This is a genomic window from Rhizobium leguminosarum bv. viciae (assembly GCF_012276115.1).
Classification (GTDB): Bacteria; Pseudomonadota; Alphaproteobacteria; order Rhizobiales; family Rhizobiaceae; genus Rhizobium; species Rhizobium leguminosarum_T.
Genome location: NZ_WIEU01000002.1, coordinates 92,888 through 108,193, shown reverse-complemented (window position 1 = coordinate 108,193; position 15,306 = coordinate 92,888). Strand labels below are relative to the sequence as shown.

The window sequence follows — 15,306 nt, the reverse complement described above, 5'->3', positions numbered from 1 at the left end:
ATGCTTGTTGCGCAGATATCCGATATCCATGCGAGGCCGGACCTTTCGTCGCTGCGGACGCTGAAGCGAGCGATAGCGTGGCTGAAGACGTTCCGCCCGGATGCACTTGTTGTCACCGGAGATCTGGTGGACGACGGTTGGCGGCAAGGCTATCGCCTGGTCGCCGAAAACCTGCGGTCGCTGGACTGCCCTGTCCACCTGTTGCCGGGCAACGGTGACGACGTGCAATTGATGCGTTCCGAACTTGCCGCCGTCGGCTCGTGGATCAATGCGACGGGACCGATGCACTTCCAGACAGCCGTCGATGGCCTGACCCTCTTTGGTGTCGATGTGACCGTCGCCGGTCAGAGCTACGGCGATATCCTGCCGCATCTGCCATGGCTGATGAGCGTGCTTGCGGATGTGCCGACACCCTCGCTTCTCTTCATGCATCAGCCGCCATTCAGGATCGGCATCGAGGTGCTGGACCAGGTGGGATGCAGGAACGGCAGTGCGCTTCTCAGCACCCTGGAGACAATGCACAGGCTGCCGCTGGCGATTCTCTGCGGCCATGTCCACCGACCTGCAATTGGTCGGTTGGGATCGATCCTTGTCCAGACCTGCGGCTCCCTCTGCCCGCCCAATCCGCTTCTGCTGGAAGGCCGTGCCGATCTTTCGGTGATCGACGCTCCGTCCTTCCTCGTGCATGAGGTCAGCGACGGTAGGCTGGTTTCACATGTGGTCTCGATTCCGGTATCCGACAGGGGGGCATGAAATGGGATTGAACAGTCATTCCTCACGCGCTGCGAGCGGAAAAATCTTTTGCCGCATCGCCCAGGAGGGATATATCGTCCGTGTGATCTTGCTGGACTGGATGCCATGACCGACACTGTTCTCGACCGCTTTCTCCGTTATGTCGTTATCGACACGCAATCCGACCCTGCCTCGTCGACGCAGCCGACCACCGGCAAGCAGAAGGATCTCGGCCGGGTTCTGGTCGATGAACTGCAGAAGATCGGTCTTGCCGACGCGCATCTCGATGAACACGGCTATGTCTACGCGACCATTCCGGCCAATAGCGACAAGACGGTGCCGGTCATCTGTTTCTGCTCGCACATGGATACGGCACCCGATTTCAGCGGCACTGGTGTCAAGCCGCAGATCATCGGGAATTATTCCGGCGGGGATATCGAGCTTGCCGGCGACACGGGCCGGGTGATCCGCGTGAGCGACCATCCTGAGCTAAAGAACCAGATCGGCAATGATATCGTCACGACCGATGGAACGACATTGCTCGGCGCCGACGACAAGGCCGGACTGGCCGAAATCATGACAGCGGCTGCGATGCTCGTCGGCAATCCCGATATCAGGCACGGGACGATCAAGATCCTGTTCACGCCTGACGAGGAAGTCGGGCGTGGCGTCAACAAGGTCGACCTGAAGAAACTCGGTGCCGACTTCGCCTATACGATGGACGGCGAGACGGCCGGCCATATCGAGGATGAGACCTTCTCGGCCGACGGCGTCGAGATCAGCATATCAGGTGTGGCGATCCATCCCGGTTTCGCCAAGGACCGCATGGAAAACGCCATCAAGATCGCAGGCGCCATCATCGACCGGCTACCGAGGGATCTTGCCCCGGAGACCACGGAAGGCCAGCAGGGTTTCATCCATCCGACCGGCGTGACCGGCTCGATGGAGAAGGCGTCGCTGAGTCTCATCATCCGGGATTTCACCGACAAGGGGCTGACGGAAAAGGAAACGATGCTAGAAGCCATCGTCAAGGACGTGATGGCTGCCTATCCCGGCTCGACCTATCGTTTTGAGGTGAAGGAGCAGTATCGCAACATGAAGGTGGTGCTCGATCGTCACCCGGAGATCGTCGAGAACGCCATCGAGGCGGTGCGCCGGGCCGGCATGACGCCGGTGCGCGGCAGCATCCGCGGCGGCACGGATGGCTCGCGCCTTTCCTTCATGGGATTGCCGTGCCCGAACATCTTCGCCGGTGGCCACGCCTTTCACTCGCCGCTCGAATGGGTGAGCCGCCAGGATATGGAAAAGGCCGTCAAGACGATCGTAGAGCTGGCGAAGGTCTGGGAAGAGCGCGCCTAAAGCGCGCCGCGGTTTTGCGTCCGGAATTGCGCAGAAACAAAAACGCGCTTGCATCTAACTCATACCGGAAAGGGCGGTTGGTTTAACCGCCGTTCGCCGGAAGGCTTTCACGCAGCATCACGCTGTCATAGGCTGGGCGGGGAATAGGGATCGCGATGGGCATTCCCGGTTCGGGCTCGACCGATGTTACCGGCGATGTTTCCGGCGCGGTTACCGGCGCTGTGATCCGCATCTGCGCCGTGCTCGCCGTCGCCATGGGGTCCGGAGCCGGCAGAGGAACGGGAACCGCCGAGGGTATCAGCGCTTCGAATTGCGGCGGCAGCATGCTTTCGCCGGGCACATAGTTCATCGCCACCTCGTAGGAGGGCAGCGGCGGCGGCGTTTGAAGCATGCCGTTGGAGTCGCGCTTCTCGTAGAAGGCGTTGCCGCCGGCAACGGTCACATAGTGCATGTTGTTGTAGGGGAATTTCAGTCCATCGGTGTGGAAGAACATCGCATCCTTCACCGCAGGATGGCGGGCGCCCTTGATAAGGATCGCATCGGCCGCGCTCGCAAGCTCGGTTTCCGCCTGCGGCTTGACTTCGCGCGTCATCACGCCGGGCGCGAACTGCCTTTTCTGGGCCACGACGCCGCAGATGGAAGGGGGATAGGCGCCGGAGGTGAGCCTGTTCATGACAACGGTCCCGACAGCCATGTAGCCGTCCTCGTCCGAATGCTGCGATTCGAAATACATCGCGCGCTGCAGGCAGTCGCGATCCTTGGCCGTATAATTGAACGTGACTTTTGCCGGTTGACCCTGCTTCGTCTTGGTGTTCGCCGCCGTTGCCGCCGGTTTCGATGTCGTCGTGCAGCTTGCAGCTGCCAGTCCTACGAACAAAATCCCGATCAGGGATTTTCCAAAGGAAATCTCCGCCCTCAACGCCAGGTGCCTCCTATGGGATTAGTTCAGCCCTTTTTGATTAAGTGAAAACGTTTTACTCGTCATATGACCGAAATACAAACAACCTTAGATAACAAAAAGCCCAAGGGACTCTCGCCGAAAACGATTCCGGCGATGAGGACTGCATAATTCCTTGGATCGGAATCGATCAAAGGATAAAATCAGGCAGCAATTCAAAGTGTTACAGCTCCTTTGCGGCTCTCGAAAAGACGCGCGGCGCAGTCGGTCGCTGCCGCATCTCCATCAACTGCGGAACAGTTTCCAGCGGGTCGGCTTGAAAGCCACCCGGTTGCGGTCGAGCCTGTCGGCCTCGCTCGGCGGCAATTCGATCTCGATATGCGGGCGATCGTTGCCGATATTGAGTTCGATATGGCGGGTGCCGGCCACGCGGCGGCTGGAAACCGGCTGGCCGGCGATACAGTTTTCGGCTGATTCGCAGAGCCTGACATCATGCGGGCGGAAATAGAGCTGCGCCGTGCCGTCCGGCTCGCCTTCGGCATTGAGGCCGAGCGAGCGGCCTTCGAAGCGAATGTCGCTGTCTGATATCTCGACCTCAAGGCAGTTTGACTGCCCGATGAAGCCGAAGACGAAAGGCGAATTCGGATTGTCGTAGACCTGGTCCGGTGTGCCCACTTGTTCGATCGCGCCCTGGCTCATGACGACGACGCGGTCGGCGAGCTCCAGCGCCTCATCCTGGTCGTGGGTGACGAAGACGGTGGTGTGGCCGGTGCGGTCGTGGATCTCGCGCAGCCACTTGCGCAGGTCCTTGCGCACCTGCGCGTCGAGCGCGCCGAAGGGTTCGTCGAGCAGCAGCACGTTCGGCTCGACGGCCATGGCGCGGGCGAGCGCCACACGCTGGCGCTGGCCGCCGGAAAGCTGGGCCGGGTAGCGTTTTTCCAGACCGGAAAGCTGGACGAGGTCGAGCAGTTCCAGCGCCCGCCTGCGGATATCGGCCTTCGGCGGCCGCCGCGCGCTGTTTCTGACCTTCAGGCCGAAGGAGACGTTTTCGAGCACCGTCATGTAGCGGAAGAGAGCATAGTGCTGAAAGACGAAGCCGATATTGCGCTGCTGCACTGATTTTTTCGAGGCATCCTCGTCGCCGAAGAAGATCAGCCCCTCCGTCGGGCTTTCGAGGCCGGCAATCAGCCGCAGCAATGTCGTCTTGCCGGAGCCCGAAGGACCGAGCAGTGCGATCAGCTCGCCGGAGCGGATGTCGAGCGAGACATCGTGCAGCGCCGGAAAACGCTCGAATTCCTTGCGTATGTTTTGAACGCGTACTTCCATTCCAAATCCTTCAGTGCCGCCGGCTGGCGGCGATTTCGGCGCTATAGCGCATTTCCAGCAGCGTCTTCAAAACAAGAGTTACGAGCGCGAGCAAGGCCAAAAGCGTGGCGACCGCAAAAGCGCCGGTGAAATTATACTCGTTATAGAGAATTTCCACCTGCAGCGGCATGGTGTTCGTCTGGCCGCGGATGTGGCCTGATACCACCGAGACGGCGCCGAATTCGCCCATGGCGCGGGCGTTGCAGAGAAGCACGCCGTAAAGCAGGCCCCATTTGATATTCGGCAACGTCACGTGCCAGAAGGTCTGCCAGCCGCTGGCGCCGAGCGAAAGGGCTGCCTCCTCGTCGGCCGTTCCCTGTTCCTGCATCAGCGGGATCAGCTCGCGGGCGACGAAGGGGAAGGTGACGAACATGGTGGCGAGGATCAACCCCGGCACCGCAAACAGGATCTTGATGTCGTGCGCGCTGAACCACTGGCCAAGCCAGGTATTGGCGCCGAACAGCAGAACGAAGACCAGGCCCGATATGACGGGTGAGACCGAGAAGGGCAGGTCGATCAGCGTCGTCAGGAAGGCCTTGCCCTTGAACTCGAACTTGGCGATCGCCCAGGCGGCGGCGACCCCGAAGACGAGGTTGAGCGGTACGCTGACGCCGGCAACGATCAACGTCAGGCGAATCGCCGAGAAGGTTTCGGCGTCTGCGAGCGCCTCGAAGAACGGCCCGGCTCCCTTGCGAAAGGCCTCGACGAAGACGGCCGCGAGCGGCAGAAGCAGGATCAGCAGCAGGAAGACGAGCGAGAGGATGATGAGGCTATAGCGCGCGATCCTGTTTTCGGTGGTTACCGACCGCAGCTTCGTTGGTTGAGCGGTCGCATCAAGCGCCATAGCCGTACCTCCGCCTGCTCCAGCTCTGGATGAGATTGATGACGAGCAGCATGGCGAACGAGATGATTAGCATGATCGCCGCAATGCCGGTCGCTGCGGCGTAATTATACTCTTCGAGTTTGATGATGATCAGCAGCGGCGCGATCTCCGATTTGAACGGCAGGTTGCCGGCGATGAAGATGACCGAGCCATATTCGCCGACGCCGCGGGCAAAGGCGAGCGCAAAGCCGGTGAGCACGGCGGGCGCCAGCCCCGGCAGCAACACGCGGAAAATCGTTTGGAAGCGATTGGCGCCGAGGGTTGCCGCAGCTTCCTCCACTTCCTTGTCGATCTCCTCCATGACCGGCTGCACGGTGCGCACGACGAAGGGCAGGCCGACGAAGATCAGCGCCACGACGATACCGGCCGGCGTAAAGGCGATCTTGATGCCGAGCGGCGTCAGGAACTGGCCGATCCAGCCGTTCGGCGCATAGAGCGTCGTCAGCGCGATGCCGGCAACGGCGGTCGGCAGCGCGAAGGGCAGGTCGACCATGGCATCGATGATGCGCTTGCCGGGGAAGCGGTAACGCACCAGCACCCAGGCAAGGATGATGCCGAAGACGGCATTGACGATCGCGGCGATGAAGGCGCTGCCGAAGCTGATGCGCAGCGCGTTCAGCGTGCGCGGATCGAGCGCGATCGACCAGAATTTCTCCCAGCCGAGTGCGCTCGACCGGACGGCAAGGCCCGAGAGCGGGATGAGGATCAGAAGGGTGAGCCAGGTCAAGGTAAGGCCGAGCGCCATTCCGAAACCCGGAATGACGCTCGGCCGTTTGAACCGCCACCGCGTGGGGCTATGTGCTTTCATGAAGTCTATTATTGGGCCGGCTTGTAGATTTGGTCAAATACGCCGCCGTCGCCGAAGAATTTCGGCTGCGCCTCCTTCCAGCCGCCGAAGTCGTCGATGGTCGCGAGCGTCAGCTTCGGGAAGCGGGCGATGTCAGCCGGATCGGCGGCTTCCGGCTTGGTCGGCCGATAATAGTGCCTGGCGGCAATCTTCTGGCCTTCGTCCGAATAGAGGTAGTTGAGATAGGCTTCGGCGACCTTGCGCGTGCCCTTCTTGTCGACATTGCCGTCGATGATGGCAACCGGCGGGTCGGCGCGGATGGAGAAGGCCGGCGTCACGATCTCGAACTGGTCGGGACCGAGCTCTTCAAGCGAAAGATAGGCTTCGTTTTCCCAGGCGAGCAGCACGTCGCCGAGGCCGCGCTGGACAAAGGTGGTCGTGGCGCCGCGAGCGCCGGTGTCGAGAACCGGGACGTGCTGCAGCAGTTTCGCAACGTATTCCTGCGCCTTGGCTTCGTCGCCGCCATTCGCCTGCTTGGCCCATGCCCAGGCGGCCAGGAAGTTCCAGCGGGCGCCGCCCGATGTCTTCGGGTTCGGGGTAACGACCTGCACGTCGTCCTTGACCAGATCGCCCCAATCCTTGATGCCCTTCGGGTTGCCCTTGCGGACGAGGAAGACGATGGTCGACGTATAGGGCGTCGAATTGTTGGGGAACTTGGTCTTCCAGTCGGCCGGGATCTTGCCGGTCGCCTTGGCGATGGCGTCGATATCGCCTTCGAGGGCAAGCGTCACGACGTCGGCGTCGAGGCCGTCGATGACGGAGCGGGCCTGGGCGCCGGAACCGCCATGCGAAGCCTGGATCGTCACCGTTTCACCGCTGTCCTTTTGCCACTTGGCGGCAAAGGCAGCATTGAAATCCTTATACAATTCGCGGGTCGGATCGTAGGAGACGTTAAGCAGCGTCTGATCTGCGAGTGCCGGAGCAATGCTTCCGATCGCGAAGCTGCCTGCCATGGCCGCGGCTACGAGGAGCCGGGTGAGCCGTTGTGTCTGCATGGGGAACCCTCCGTTTTTCTGTCTTAACTCTATCAAGTCAGTCGTATAATGAAACAAAGGTTCTTCCGGTTCCGGCGTGGCTGTTAGAATGACATTCCATTTAACAGGCAATTTGGAAATGGACGTGCCGAAGTTGGCCGCGGCCAATTGGAGGCCGAGCCGGCCCTGCCGTAGGGCCGTGTTTTTTTGGCCACAGTTCCTCCACGAAAACGACATGGTACTGCTGATTTTTGCCAGGATTTTGCCGCGATGGCACTTGCGGATTCCTATATGGCCTCCGTTGCGGCCGTATTCGCCGACCGCAACGCGGGGGCAACCCTTGAAGTGCGCCTCGCATTCCAAACCTGTTAAGGGCCGTTCAAAATGAATATCAGGACTATCCTTTTTGCCTCCGTTGCCGCCCTTGCCGCGGCCTCCGGAGTTCGCGCAGCCGACGCCATCGTGGCGGCGGAACCCGAGCCCATGGAATATGTTCGCGTTTGCGACGCCTACGGTACCGGCTATTTTTATATTCCGGGGACGGAAACATGCCTTTCGATCGGCGGTTACATCCGTACCGAAGTGCGCTTCGGTGACGATATTTCCGGCGATTCCGACGTAGACTTCTGGACTCGCGGTCAGGTCACCTTCCAGACTAAGAACGACACCGAGTACGGTACGCTCACCGGCGTTATCACGCTGCGTTACAATGTCGACGATGCCTCCGATCAGGAAGCATTGCTCGATGAGGGCTATCTCGACATTGCCGGTTTCCGCGCCGGTATGATGTATAGCTGGTGGGATGACGACATGAGCGGCGAGACCGATACGCTCGCCAGCAACGAGACGAACCACAACTCGATCCGTTATCAGTACGAGAATGGCGCTTTCGCAGCCGGCATCTCGGTCGACGAACTGGAAGAAGACTACGCCACCAAGCCGGGCGACGGCCCGAACAACTATGGTGTCGCAGGCCAGGTCTCCTACAAGGCCGGCGCCATCAGCGCTTACCTGCTTGCCGGTTATGACACCGACACCAGCGAAGTCGCTGTCCGCGGCATCGTCTATGCCGACATCGGCCCTGGCACGCTCGGCATTGCCGGCGTATGGGCAAGCGGCGCCAACTACTACTACGAAGAGTCCGAGTGGACGATAGCAGCAGAATATGCCTTCAAGGTCAACGACAAGTGGTCGGTCACCCCGGGCTTCCAGTACTTCGAGAACATCGCTCTCGAGGCTGACGGCAACGGCTTCACCGGCGGCAGCGCCTACACGACCGGTGTCACCATCGACTACCAGATCGTCGAAGACCTGCGTTCGAAGCTCAGCGTGCAATATCACGATGAGGACGAAGGCGACGACGAAGTGTACGGCTTCCTGCGCTTCCAGCGCGATTTCTAAGATAGTCTGATTGCAGACGAGCGGGCGCGACCTTCGGGCCGCGCCTTTTTTATGATGCCGAAAAGTGTGAGCGGTTTTCGGACGACATCATGCTCTCGCTATTGAATTTGGACGTCACATCCGTGAATCGGCGATGAAATCGGAATAGAATTCGTCGACTGTTCTTGCCTTGCGCATGGCGGCAAGCACGCCGTCCGATTGCAGCCGCCTGGCGATGGCGGAAAGCACGTTCAGATATTCGCCGCGATTAGTTTCCCCGAAGAGCAGCACGACGGCGATGTCGGTCGGGATATCGTCGATCGCCTCGAAATCCAGCGGCTGGGCAAAGCGGATGAGCAGGCCGCGCGGGCTGGTTATGCCATCGATCGCCGCATGCGGGATGGCGATGCCGTTGCCGATGCCGGTGGAGCCGAGCTTCTCACGCGCTTCGAGCGCCTTCAGGATGGTCTGGCCGTCGACGGAGAAAGCCTTGGCGGCCTTGTCGGCTATGGTCTGCAGCGCGCGCCATTTGGTCGGCGCCGACACGCCGATGAAGGTGTGTTCCGGCCGGATGATGTTGGGAAGGTTCATGTCATTCTCGATACTGTTCGGCTCGATACTGTTCGGGCAGCGGGAGGGAAGGGCGTCAGTCCGGTTCCCTGAGCCGGTAGCCGACGCCGGTCTCCGTGGTGATATAGTGCGGCTGGTCCGGAATCCGCTCGACCTTTTGCCGCAGTTGCCGGACATAGACGCGCAGATACTGCACGTCAGCCGCCGGCCCCCATATCTGCTTTAGAAGAAACTGGTGTGTCAGCACCTTGCCGGCATGCTGGGCGAGCACGCGCAGGATGTCGTATTCCTTCGGCGACAGCTTTATCTCTATGCCGTCGACCTTGACGATGCGCTTGACGAGATCGATCGACAGCCCGCCGGTCTGGAAGATCGCCTTTTCTCCCTGCTGCTGCAGGCGGTGGCGCAGCGCCACGCGGATGCGGGCGCCGAGCTCGTTGATGCCGAAGGGCTTGGTGACGTAATCGTCGGCGCCGCTTTCCAGCGCCTTGACGATGCCGGCCTCGTCGGTGCGGCTGGAGAGAATGACGACGGGCATGGGAAGCCCTTCGTCGCGCCACTCCTGCAGCAGGTCGTAGCCTGATTTGTCGGGCAGGCCGAGGTCGAGCACGATGAGGTCGGGCATGTCGGCGGCGACCGACTGACGGGCGGCGCCGGCGTTCGGCGCCTCCTGCACCTCGTAGCCCTGCGCGGTCAGGCCGACCCGAAGCAGCTTGCGGATCGGAGGCTCGTCGTCGACGACGAGGATTTTGACGGCTGAACCGGTCATCTGAGTTCATCCAGTTTCGGAATGTCGGTGGGTTTCGGCAGGCGGATGGTGAAGACGGCGCCCGGACGGCCCGTCCGGTTGCCGGCGGTGATCGTGCCGCCCATCGCCTCGATGAAGCCGCGACAGATGGAAAGGCCAAGCCCGGTGCCGGCGCGCACCTGATCGCCCTTGCGCACACGGTAGAAGGTGTCGAAGACGCGGGTGAGATCGGCCGGTGGAATGCCCGGGCCTTCGTCCGAGACCTGCACGACGACGTTGTCGGCATCGGCCCAGCCGCCGATATGGATCACCGATCCCTCGGGCGCGTATTTCGCGGCATTGTCGAGCAGGTTGAAGATCACCTGCTCGAACAGGACAGGATCGACGCGCACCATCGGCAGGTCGGCGGGAATGCTCATCTCGGTCTTGTGGCGATCGAGGATCTTTGCGGCACGGCGCAGCGCGCTGCCGACGATGTCTCCGGCATAATGCAGCGCGTGGTTCGGCTCCATCGCGCCGGATTCGATCTTGGTCATGTCGAGCAGGTTGGCGATGAAGCGGTTGAGGCGTTCGGATTCGTCGACGACGGTCGACAGCAGGTCGCTGCGATCCTCCTCCGGCATCGAGGCGAAATAATCGCGCAGCGTGCCGGCGGCGCCGAGGATGGCGGCAAGCGGCGTCTTCAGGTCGTGCGAAATCGATGTCAGCAGGGCCGAGCGCAACCGGTCCGCTTCGGCCGCAAGTCTTGCCCGGTCGACATCGGCGACGAGCTGAATGCGTTCGATGGCAAGGGCCGCCTGGTCGGCCAGCGCATCGAGCAGCCGTTGTTGCTCTGGCGTCAGCAGCGGTCCGTCGCGGCGGTCGCTGTCGAGGCCGATGACACCGACAGCGGTGCGCCCGGTTCGGAGCGGCACATAGAGGCGTTTGGCGCCGGGCAGGGTATCGGCGCCGCGGCCGGCGGCATGATTGTGCTCCCAGGCCCAGCGGGCGGCGGCGATATCGGCATCGTCGAGCGTGTCATCAGGCGGATAACCGGCCTTGACGGCGATGCTACCCTCTTCCGGCAGCAGCAGCACGACGCGGACCTTCAGCATCGAGGCGAGTTGGAAGGCTGTCGCCCAGAGCACGTCGTCGAGCGTGCCGGTGCCGGCGAGCTTTTTCGAGAAGAGATAGAGGTCTTCGGTCGTGCGTGCCCGCTGGCGGGCGGCGGCCGCCTGGCGCTGCACGGTCGCGGTCAGGTTACTGGCGATGATGGCGACACCCAGGAAGAAGAAGAGCGCAAGCACGCTTTCCGGATCGCTGATCGTCAGCGTGTAGCGCGGCGGCAGGAAGAAGAAGTTGAAGGACAGCGCGCTGAGGATGCAGCTGTAAAGGGCCGGCCGCAGGCCGTGGAGGACGGCGGAGGTCAGCACCGCCATCAGGAAGACGAGGGCGAGGTTGCGCACGTCGAGCACCTGATCGAGCACGACGCTGACGCCGAGCGCGATGGCGACATGGCCGGTCGCCAACAGGTAGGCTCTGAAATCCAGTGGCGGCGCGGTGGTGGCCGCCCGGACGCCGCGCGCGGTGGTGCCGTCCTTCTCATTGCCTGAAATGACATGGACGCTGATCTCGCCGGTCTTGCGGATCAGCTCGTCAGTGATCGAGCGGCTCCACCAGTCGCGCCATGTCGGCTTCTTCGGGGCGCCGATGACGATATGGGTGACGTTGTTGGCGGTGGCGTGGCGGACGAGCTCTTCGGCGACTTCGCGGCCGGGAAGGGTGATCGCCTCGCCGCCGAGCTGCTCGGCAAGGCGCAGCGTGGCGGCGACGATATCGCGCTCAGCTTCCGACAGATTGATCGAGCGGTTGGTCTCGATATAGACCGCTGCCCAGGGCGCGCGCAGCCGCGAGGCCATGCGGGCGGCATAACGCACCAGCGAGGCGGAGCGCGGATGGTGGTCGACCGAGACGAGAACGCGTTCGCCTGCCGCCCAGGGGCCCGATATGGCATGGGCCTGCATGTGCGTGAGCAACTGGTCGTCGACGCGCTGTGCGGTCTTGCGCAGCGCAAGCTCTCTGAGCGCCGTCAGGTTGCCGGGCGTGAAATAATTGGTCAGCGCCCGCTCGGCGGTGCGCGCCATGTAGACCTTGCCGTCATGCAGGCGCTTGATCAGATCATCCGGCGTCAGGTCGATGATCTCGACGTCGTCGGCAAGGTCGATGATCGAGTCCGGCACCGTCTCGCGCACGCGGATGCGGGTGATCTGCGAGACGACATCGTTGAGGCTTTCGACATGCTGGATGTTCAGCGTCGTATAGACATCGATGCCGCGATCGAGCAATTCCCTCACGTCGAGATAGCGCTTCGGATGGCGGCTGCCCTCTGCATTGGTGTGGGCGAGTTCGTCGACCAGCACGAGATCCGGCCGGCGGGCGAGGATGCCGTCGAGGTCCATTTCTTCAAGCGCCCGGCCCTTGTAGCTGATTTCGACGCGCGGGATGACCTCGAAGCCGGCGACGAGTGCTTCGGTCTCCTTGCGGCCATGGGTCTCGACGACGCCGATGACAACATCGAGACCGTCGGCGATCTTGGCACGGCCGGAAACGAGCATTTCGTAGGTCTTGCCGACGCCAGGGGCCGCTCCGAGAAAGATCTTCAGACGGCCGCGCGTTTCGGCCCGGGCTTTTTCGAGAAGCGCATCGGGCGAGGGCCTGCCGGCCTGGTCGCGATTGTCGTCTGGCATGTGGTTCGGTCTTTCTGCAGATGGCTGCCCGGGCGGGCGCTACCGCGGATAGGAAGGAACGGGTGCGCCCAGCCTGGCAGGGTCACTGAGTCATAGAAGCATCAAGGGTCTGGTTCAACGCCAGAACATTGACTGTAGGTTCGCCGAGAATGCCGAGTTCGCGGGCTTGAACGGCGCCGTCGACCAGTGCCTTGACCTTGGCTTCATCCATGCTGCGTGCCTTGGCGACACGCGGTACCTGGAAATAGGCCGCTTCCGGCGAGATATGGGGATCGAGGCCGCTGCCTGAAGCCGTGACGAGGTCGGCGGGGACATCTGCCGTCGGGTTCGCCGCCTTGGCTGCCTCGTAGTCACCCTTGACGCGATCGATCAGCTTCTGGCTGGTCGGGCCGAGATTCGAACCGCTGGAGGCAGCCGCATTGTAGCCGTCGCCGGCGGCCGAGGGGCGGCCGTGGAAATACTTGTCGCTGGTGAAGGCCTGGCCGATCAGCGTCGAGCCGATCACCTGGCCGTTCTTCTCGATCAGGCTGCCGTTCGCCTGGGTCGGGAAGAGGGCCTGGGCGGCACCCGTCATGGCGAGCGGATAGAGAAGGCCTGTTATGGCGGTGGTGGCGACGATCATGACGATTGCCGGACGAAGTTCTTTCAACATTATCTTACTCCTTGGAGTGTTCTTTTGCAAAGAGCTCCGGTTCCGATCCTCTCGGAACCGGGATGGCTCCAAGCCTTAGGCGAGGCCGAGGGCTGCGACAGCCATGTCGATCGCCTTGATACCGATGAAGGGAACGATGATGCCGCCGGCACCATAGATCAGCAGGTTGCGCGACAGTAGCGCGCCGGCGCCGATCGGACGGTAGCGCACACCCTTCAACGACAGCGGGATCAGCGCGATGATGATCAGCGCATTGAAGATGATCGCCGAGAGGATGGCGCTTTGCGGCGTCGACAATCCCATGATGTTCAGGACGCCGAGCTGCGGGTAGAAGGTCAGGAACATCGCCGGGATGATGGCGAAGTACTTGGCGATGTCGTTGGCGATCGAAAAGGTCGTCAGCGCGCCGCGCGTCATCAGGAGCTGTTTGCCGATCTCGACGATCTCGATGAGCTTGGTCGGATCGCTATCGAGATCGACCATGTTTCCGGCCTCGCGGGCGGCGACGGTGCCGGTGTTCATGGCGACGCCGACATCGGCCTGGGCAAGTGCGGGCGCATCATTGGTGCCGTCGCCGCACATGGCGACGAGCTTGCCCTTCGACTGTTCCTCGCGCATCAGCGCCAGCTTCATTTCCGGCGTTGCCTGGGCGAGGAAGTCGTCGACGCCGGCTTCGGCTGCGATGGCGGCTGCCGTCAGCGGGTTATCGCCTGTGATCATCACGGTGCGGATGCCCATGCGGCGCAGCTCGGTGAAGCGCTCGCGGATACCGCCCTTGACGATGTCCTTCAGCTGGATGACGCCGAGCAGCCTGCCGTCGCGGGCAACGGCCAGCGGTGTGCCGCCTGATTTGGCGACTTCGTCGGCGATCGACTGCAGTTCGCGCACGACCTCGCTGCCGTTTTTCGAGGATGAATCGCCGTTGACATAGGTCAGCACGGCATCGACCGCACCCTTGCGGATCGAGGCTCCTTCGAGATCGACGCCACTCATGCGGGTCTGGGCGGTGAAGGGCACAAAGGTTGCTTTCAGGCTTGCCATGTCGCGGCCGCGGATCGCGTATTTTTCCTTGGCGAGCACGACGATGGAACGACCTTCCGGCGTTTCGTCGGCAAGCGAGGCGAGCTGGGCGGCATCGGCGAGATCCTGTTCGGAAACGCCTCGGACCGGACGGAAGGTCGTCGCCTGGCGATTGCCGAGCGTGATCGTGCCCGTCTTGTCGAGCAGCAGCGTGTCGACGTCGCCGGCGGCTTCGACCGCGCGGCCGGACATGGCGAGCACGTTGAAGCGGACGAGGCGGTCCATGCCGGCGATGCCGATTGCCGAGAGCAGCGCGCCGATCGTCGTCGGGATCAGCGTGACGAAGAGGGCGACGAGCACGATGATCGGGATCGAGCCGCCGGCATAGATGGCAAAGCTCGGGATCGTCGCCGTCGCAAGTACGAAGATCAGCGTCATACCGGCGAGCAGGATGTTGAGCGCGATCTCGTTCGGCGTCTTCTGGCGCTCCGCACCTTCGACGAGCGCGATCATCCGGTCGATGAAGGTCGAGCCGGCAGCCGCGGTGATGCGGACGCGGATCCAGTCGGACAGCACCTGCGTGCCGCCGGTGACGGCCGAGCGGTCGCCGCCGGATTCGCGGATGACAGGGGCGGATTCGCCTGTTATCGCCGCTTCGTTGACGGAGGCCACACCTTCGATGACTTCGCCGTCCGACGGGATGATGTCGCCGGCCTCGACGAGCACGAGATCGCCAACCTTGAGGCTGGTGCCCGGCACCATGCGATAGCCGCTGCCATTATTGGCGGTGAGCAGTTTGGCCTGGGTTTCGGTGCGCGCCTTGCGCAGCGAATCCGCCTGCGCCTTGCCGCGGCCTTCGGCGACAGCTTCGGCGAAGTTGGCGAAGAGGACGGTGAACCAGAGCCAGAGATTGATCTGGAACGAGAAGCCGAGATTACCGTTGCCTGCTACGAGATCGCGCAGGAAGAGGACGGTGGTCAGCACCGAGACGGTGGCCACGACGAACATGACCGGGTTTCTGGCAAGCGCGCGCGGGTTCAGCTTCTTGAAAGCGGCGCCCACGGCCGGAATGAGGATGCGAGAATCCATGACGCTCGCGGATTTTGCCTGGCTCATAAGAGACTCCAGCTTTGAAACGAGGATGGCGAACCG

Annotated in this window: 13 protein-coding genes; 3 read left to right on the top strand and 10 right to left on the bottom strand. The window is 62.3% G+C overall.

The genetic code is table 11. From position 1 onward, the window contains the following. Both GFM02_RS03775 and pepT read left to right on the top strand, forming a co-directional pair. The gene (locus GFM02_RS03775; protein ID WP_168320850.1) at nucleotides 1-753 is read left to right on the top strand and encodes a metallophosphoesterase; all 753 of its coding nucleotides are present in this window, start codon (nucleotides 1-3) and stop codon (nucleotides 751-753) included. A gap of 105 nt (nucleotides 754-858) precedes the next feature. Further along, nucleotides 859-2,091, top strand: coding sequence for a peptidase T (pepT, locus tag GFM02_RS03770; RefSeq protein WP_168266436.1), 1,233 nt, complete (start codon nucleotides 859-861; stop codon nucleotides 2,089-2,091). Nucleotides 2,092-2,173: 82 nt separating this feature from the next. Here the strand turns inward: pepT and GFM02_RS03765 are convergent, their stop codons facing one another. The 5 genes from GFM02_RS03765 to GFM02_RS03745 all read right to left on the bottom strand — a co-directional run bounded on the left by GFM02_RS03765 (nucleotide 2,174) and on the right by GFM02_RS03745 (nucleotide 7,079). Further along, nucleotides 2,174-3,010 carry a cell wall hydrolase gene (locus tag GFM02_RS03765; RefSeq protein ID WP_168320849.1) on the bottom strand — a complete coding sequence of 279 codons (837 nt, stop codon included), beginning with the start codon at nucleotides 3,008-3,010 and terminating at the stop codon, nucleotides 2,174-2,176. A gap of 264 nt (nucleotides 3,011-3,274) precedes the next feature. Continuing rightward, nucleotides 3,275-4,315 carry a sulfate/molybdate ABC transporter ATP-binding protein gene (locus tag GFM02_RS03760; protein ID WP_168304187.1) on the bottom strand — a complete coding sequence of 347 codons (1,041 nt, stop codon included), beginning with the start codon at nucleotides 4,313-4,315 and terminating at the stop codon, nucleotides 3,275-3,277. Nucleotides 4,316-4,325: 10 nt separating this feature from the next. After that, nucleotides 4,326-5,198 carry a sulfate ABC transporter permease subunit CysW gene (gene cysW, locus GFM02_RS03755; RefSeq protein ID WP_168320848.1) on the bottom strand — a complete coding sequence of 291 codons (873 nt, stop codon included), beginning with the start codon at nucleotides 5,196-5,198 and terminating at the stop codon, nucleotides 4,326-4,328. Then, on the bottom strand, nucleotides 5,188-6,045 hold the full coding sequence (gene cysT / locus GFM02_RS03750; protein ID WP_033183675.1) for a sulfate ABC transporter permease subunit CysT: 858 nt from the start codon (nucleotides 6,043-6,045) through the stop codon (nucleotides 5,188-5,190). The genes cysW and cysT overlap by 11 nt, the downstream gene beginning before the upstream one ends. Nucleotides 6,046-6,053: 8 nt before the next feature. Next, the gene (locus tag GFM02_RS03745) at nucleotides 6,054-7,079 is read right to left on the bottom strand and encodes a sulfate ABC transporter substrate-binding protein (protein WP_168320847.1); all 1,026 of its coding nucleotides are present in this window, start codon (nucleotides 7,077-7,079) and stop codon (nucleotides 6,054-6,056) included. 363 nt (nucleotides 7,080-7,442) lie between these two features. On the opposite strand from GFM02_RS03745, the gene GFM02_RS03740 reads away from it, so the two are divergent. Next, a complete protein-coding gene (locus tag GFM02_RS03740; protein ID WP_168320846.1) occupies nucleotides 7,443-8,459 on the top strand; it encodes a porin in 1,017 nt (338 codons plus the stop codon). A 114-nt stretch (nucleotides 8,460-8,573) separates the two neighbouring features. Here GFM02_RS03740 and GFM02_RS03735 read toward each other — a convergent pair whose 3' ends face one another. The 5 genes from GFM02_RS03735 to kdpB all read right to left on the bottom strand — a co-directional run bounded on the left by GFM02_RS03735 (nucleotide 8,574) and on the right by kdpB (nucleotide 15,270). Continuing rightward, a complete protein-coding gene (locus GFM02_RS03735; RefSeq protein ID WP_168320845.1) occupies nucleotides 8,574-9,029 on the bottom strand; it encodes a PTS sugar transporter subunit IIA in 456 nt (151 codons plus the stop codon). A 55-nt stretch (nucleotides 9,030-9,084) separates the two neighbouring features. Beyond that, complete coding sequence (locus tag GFM02_RS03730; protein ID WP_168320844.1) at nucleotides 9,085-9,777, bottom strand: response regulator transcription factor; 693 nt, start codon at nucleotides 9,775-9,777, stop codon at nucleotides 9,085-9,087. After that, nucleotides 9,774-12,482, bottom strand: coding sequence for a sensor histidine kinase (locus GFM02_RS03725; protein ID WP_168320843.1), 2,709 nt, complete (start codon nucleotides 12,480-12,482; stop codon nucleotides 9,774-9,776). The genes GFM02_RS03730 and GFM02_RS03725 overlap by 4 nt, the downstream gene beginning before the upstream one ends. An 82-nt stretch (nucleotides 12,483-12,564) precedes the next feature. Then, nucleotides 12,565-13,134 carry a potassium-transporting ATPase subunit KdpC gene (gene kdpC / locus GFM02_RS03720; protein ID WP_018483393.1) on the bottom strand — a complete coding sequence of 190 codons (570 nt, stop codon included), beginning with the start codon at nucleotides 13,132-13,134 and terminating at the stop codon, nucleotides 12,565-12,567. Nucleotides 13,135-13,209: 75 nt separating this feature from the next. Next, the gene (gene kdpB, locus GFM02_RS03715) at nucleotides 13,210-15,270 is read right to left on the bottom strand and encodes a potassium-transporting ATPase subunit KdpB (RefSeq protein WP_028741793.1); all 2,061 of its coding nucleotides are present in this window, start codon (nucleotides 15,268-15,270) and stop codon (nucleotides 13,210-13,212) included. Nucleotides 15,271-15,306 lie beyond the last annotated feature (36 nt).

Coding starts and splice junctions, on each gene's coding strand:
- GFM02_RS03745 (WP_168320847.1), bottom strand. CDS start 7,079: ATGCAGACACAACGGCTCACCCGGCTCCTCGTAGCCGCGGCCATGGCA.
- GFM02_RS03775 (WP_168320850.1), top strand. CDS start 1: ATGCTTGTTGCGCAGATATCCGATATCCATGCGAGGCCGGACCTTTCG.
- cysT (WP_033183675.1), bottom strand. CDS start 6,045: ATGAAAGCACATAGCCCCACGCGGTGGCGGTTCAAACGGCCGAGCGTC.
- GFM02_RS03730 (WP_168320844.1), bottom strand. CDS start 9,777: ATGACCGGTTCAGCCGTCAAAATCCTCGTCGTCGACGACGAGCCTCCG.
- kdpC (WP_018483393.1), bottom strand. CDS start 13,134: ATGTTGAAAGAACTTCGTCCGGCAATCGTCATGATCGTCGCCACCACC.
- GFM02_RS03725 (WP_168320843.1), bottom strand. CDS start 12,482: ATGCCAGACGACAATCGCGACCAGGCCGGCAGGCCCTCGCCCGATGCG.
- cysW (WP_168320848.1), bottom strand. CDS start 5,198: ATGGCGCTTGATGCGACCGCTCAACCAACGAAGCTGCGGTCGGTAACC.
- kdpB (WP_028741793.1), bottom strand. CDS start 15,270: ATGAGCCAGGCAAAATCCGCGAGCGTCATGGATTCTCGCATCCTCATT.
- pepT (WP_168266436.1), top strand. CDS start 859: ATGACCGACACTGTTCTCGACCGCTTTCTCCGTTATGTCGTTATCGAC.
- GFM02_RS03740 (WP_168320846.1), top strand. CDS start 7,443: ATGAATATCAGGACTATCCTTTTTGCCTCCGTTGCCGCCCTTGCCGCG.
- GFM02_RS03760 (WP_168304187.1), bottom strand. CDS start 4,315: ATGGAAGTACGCGTTCAAAACATACGCAAGGAATTCGAGCGTTTTCCG.
- GFM02_RS03735 (WP_168320845.1), bottom strand. CDS start 9,029: ATGAACCTTCCCAACATCATCCGGCCGGAACACACCTTCATCGGCGTG.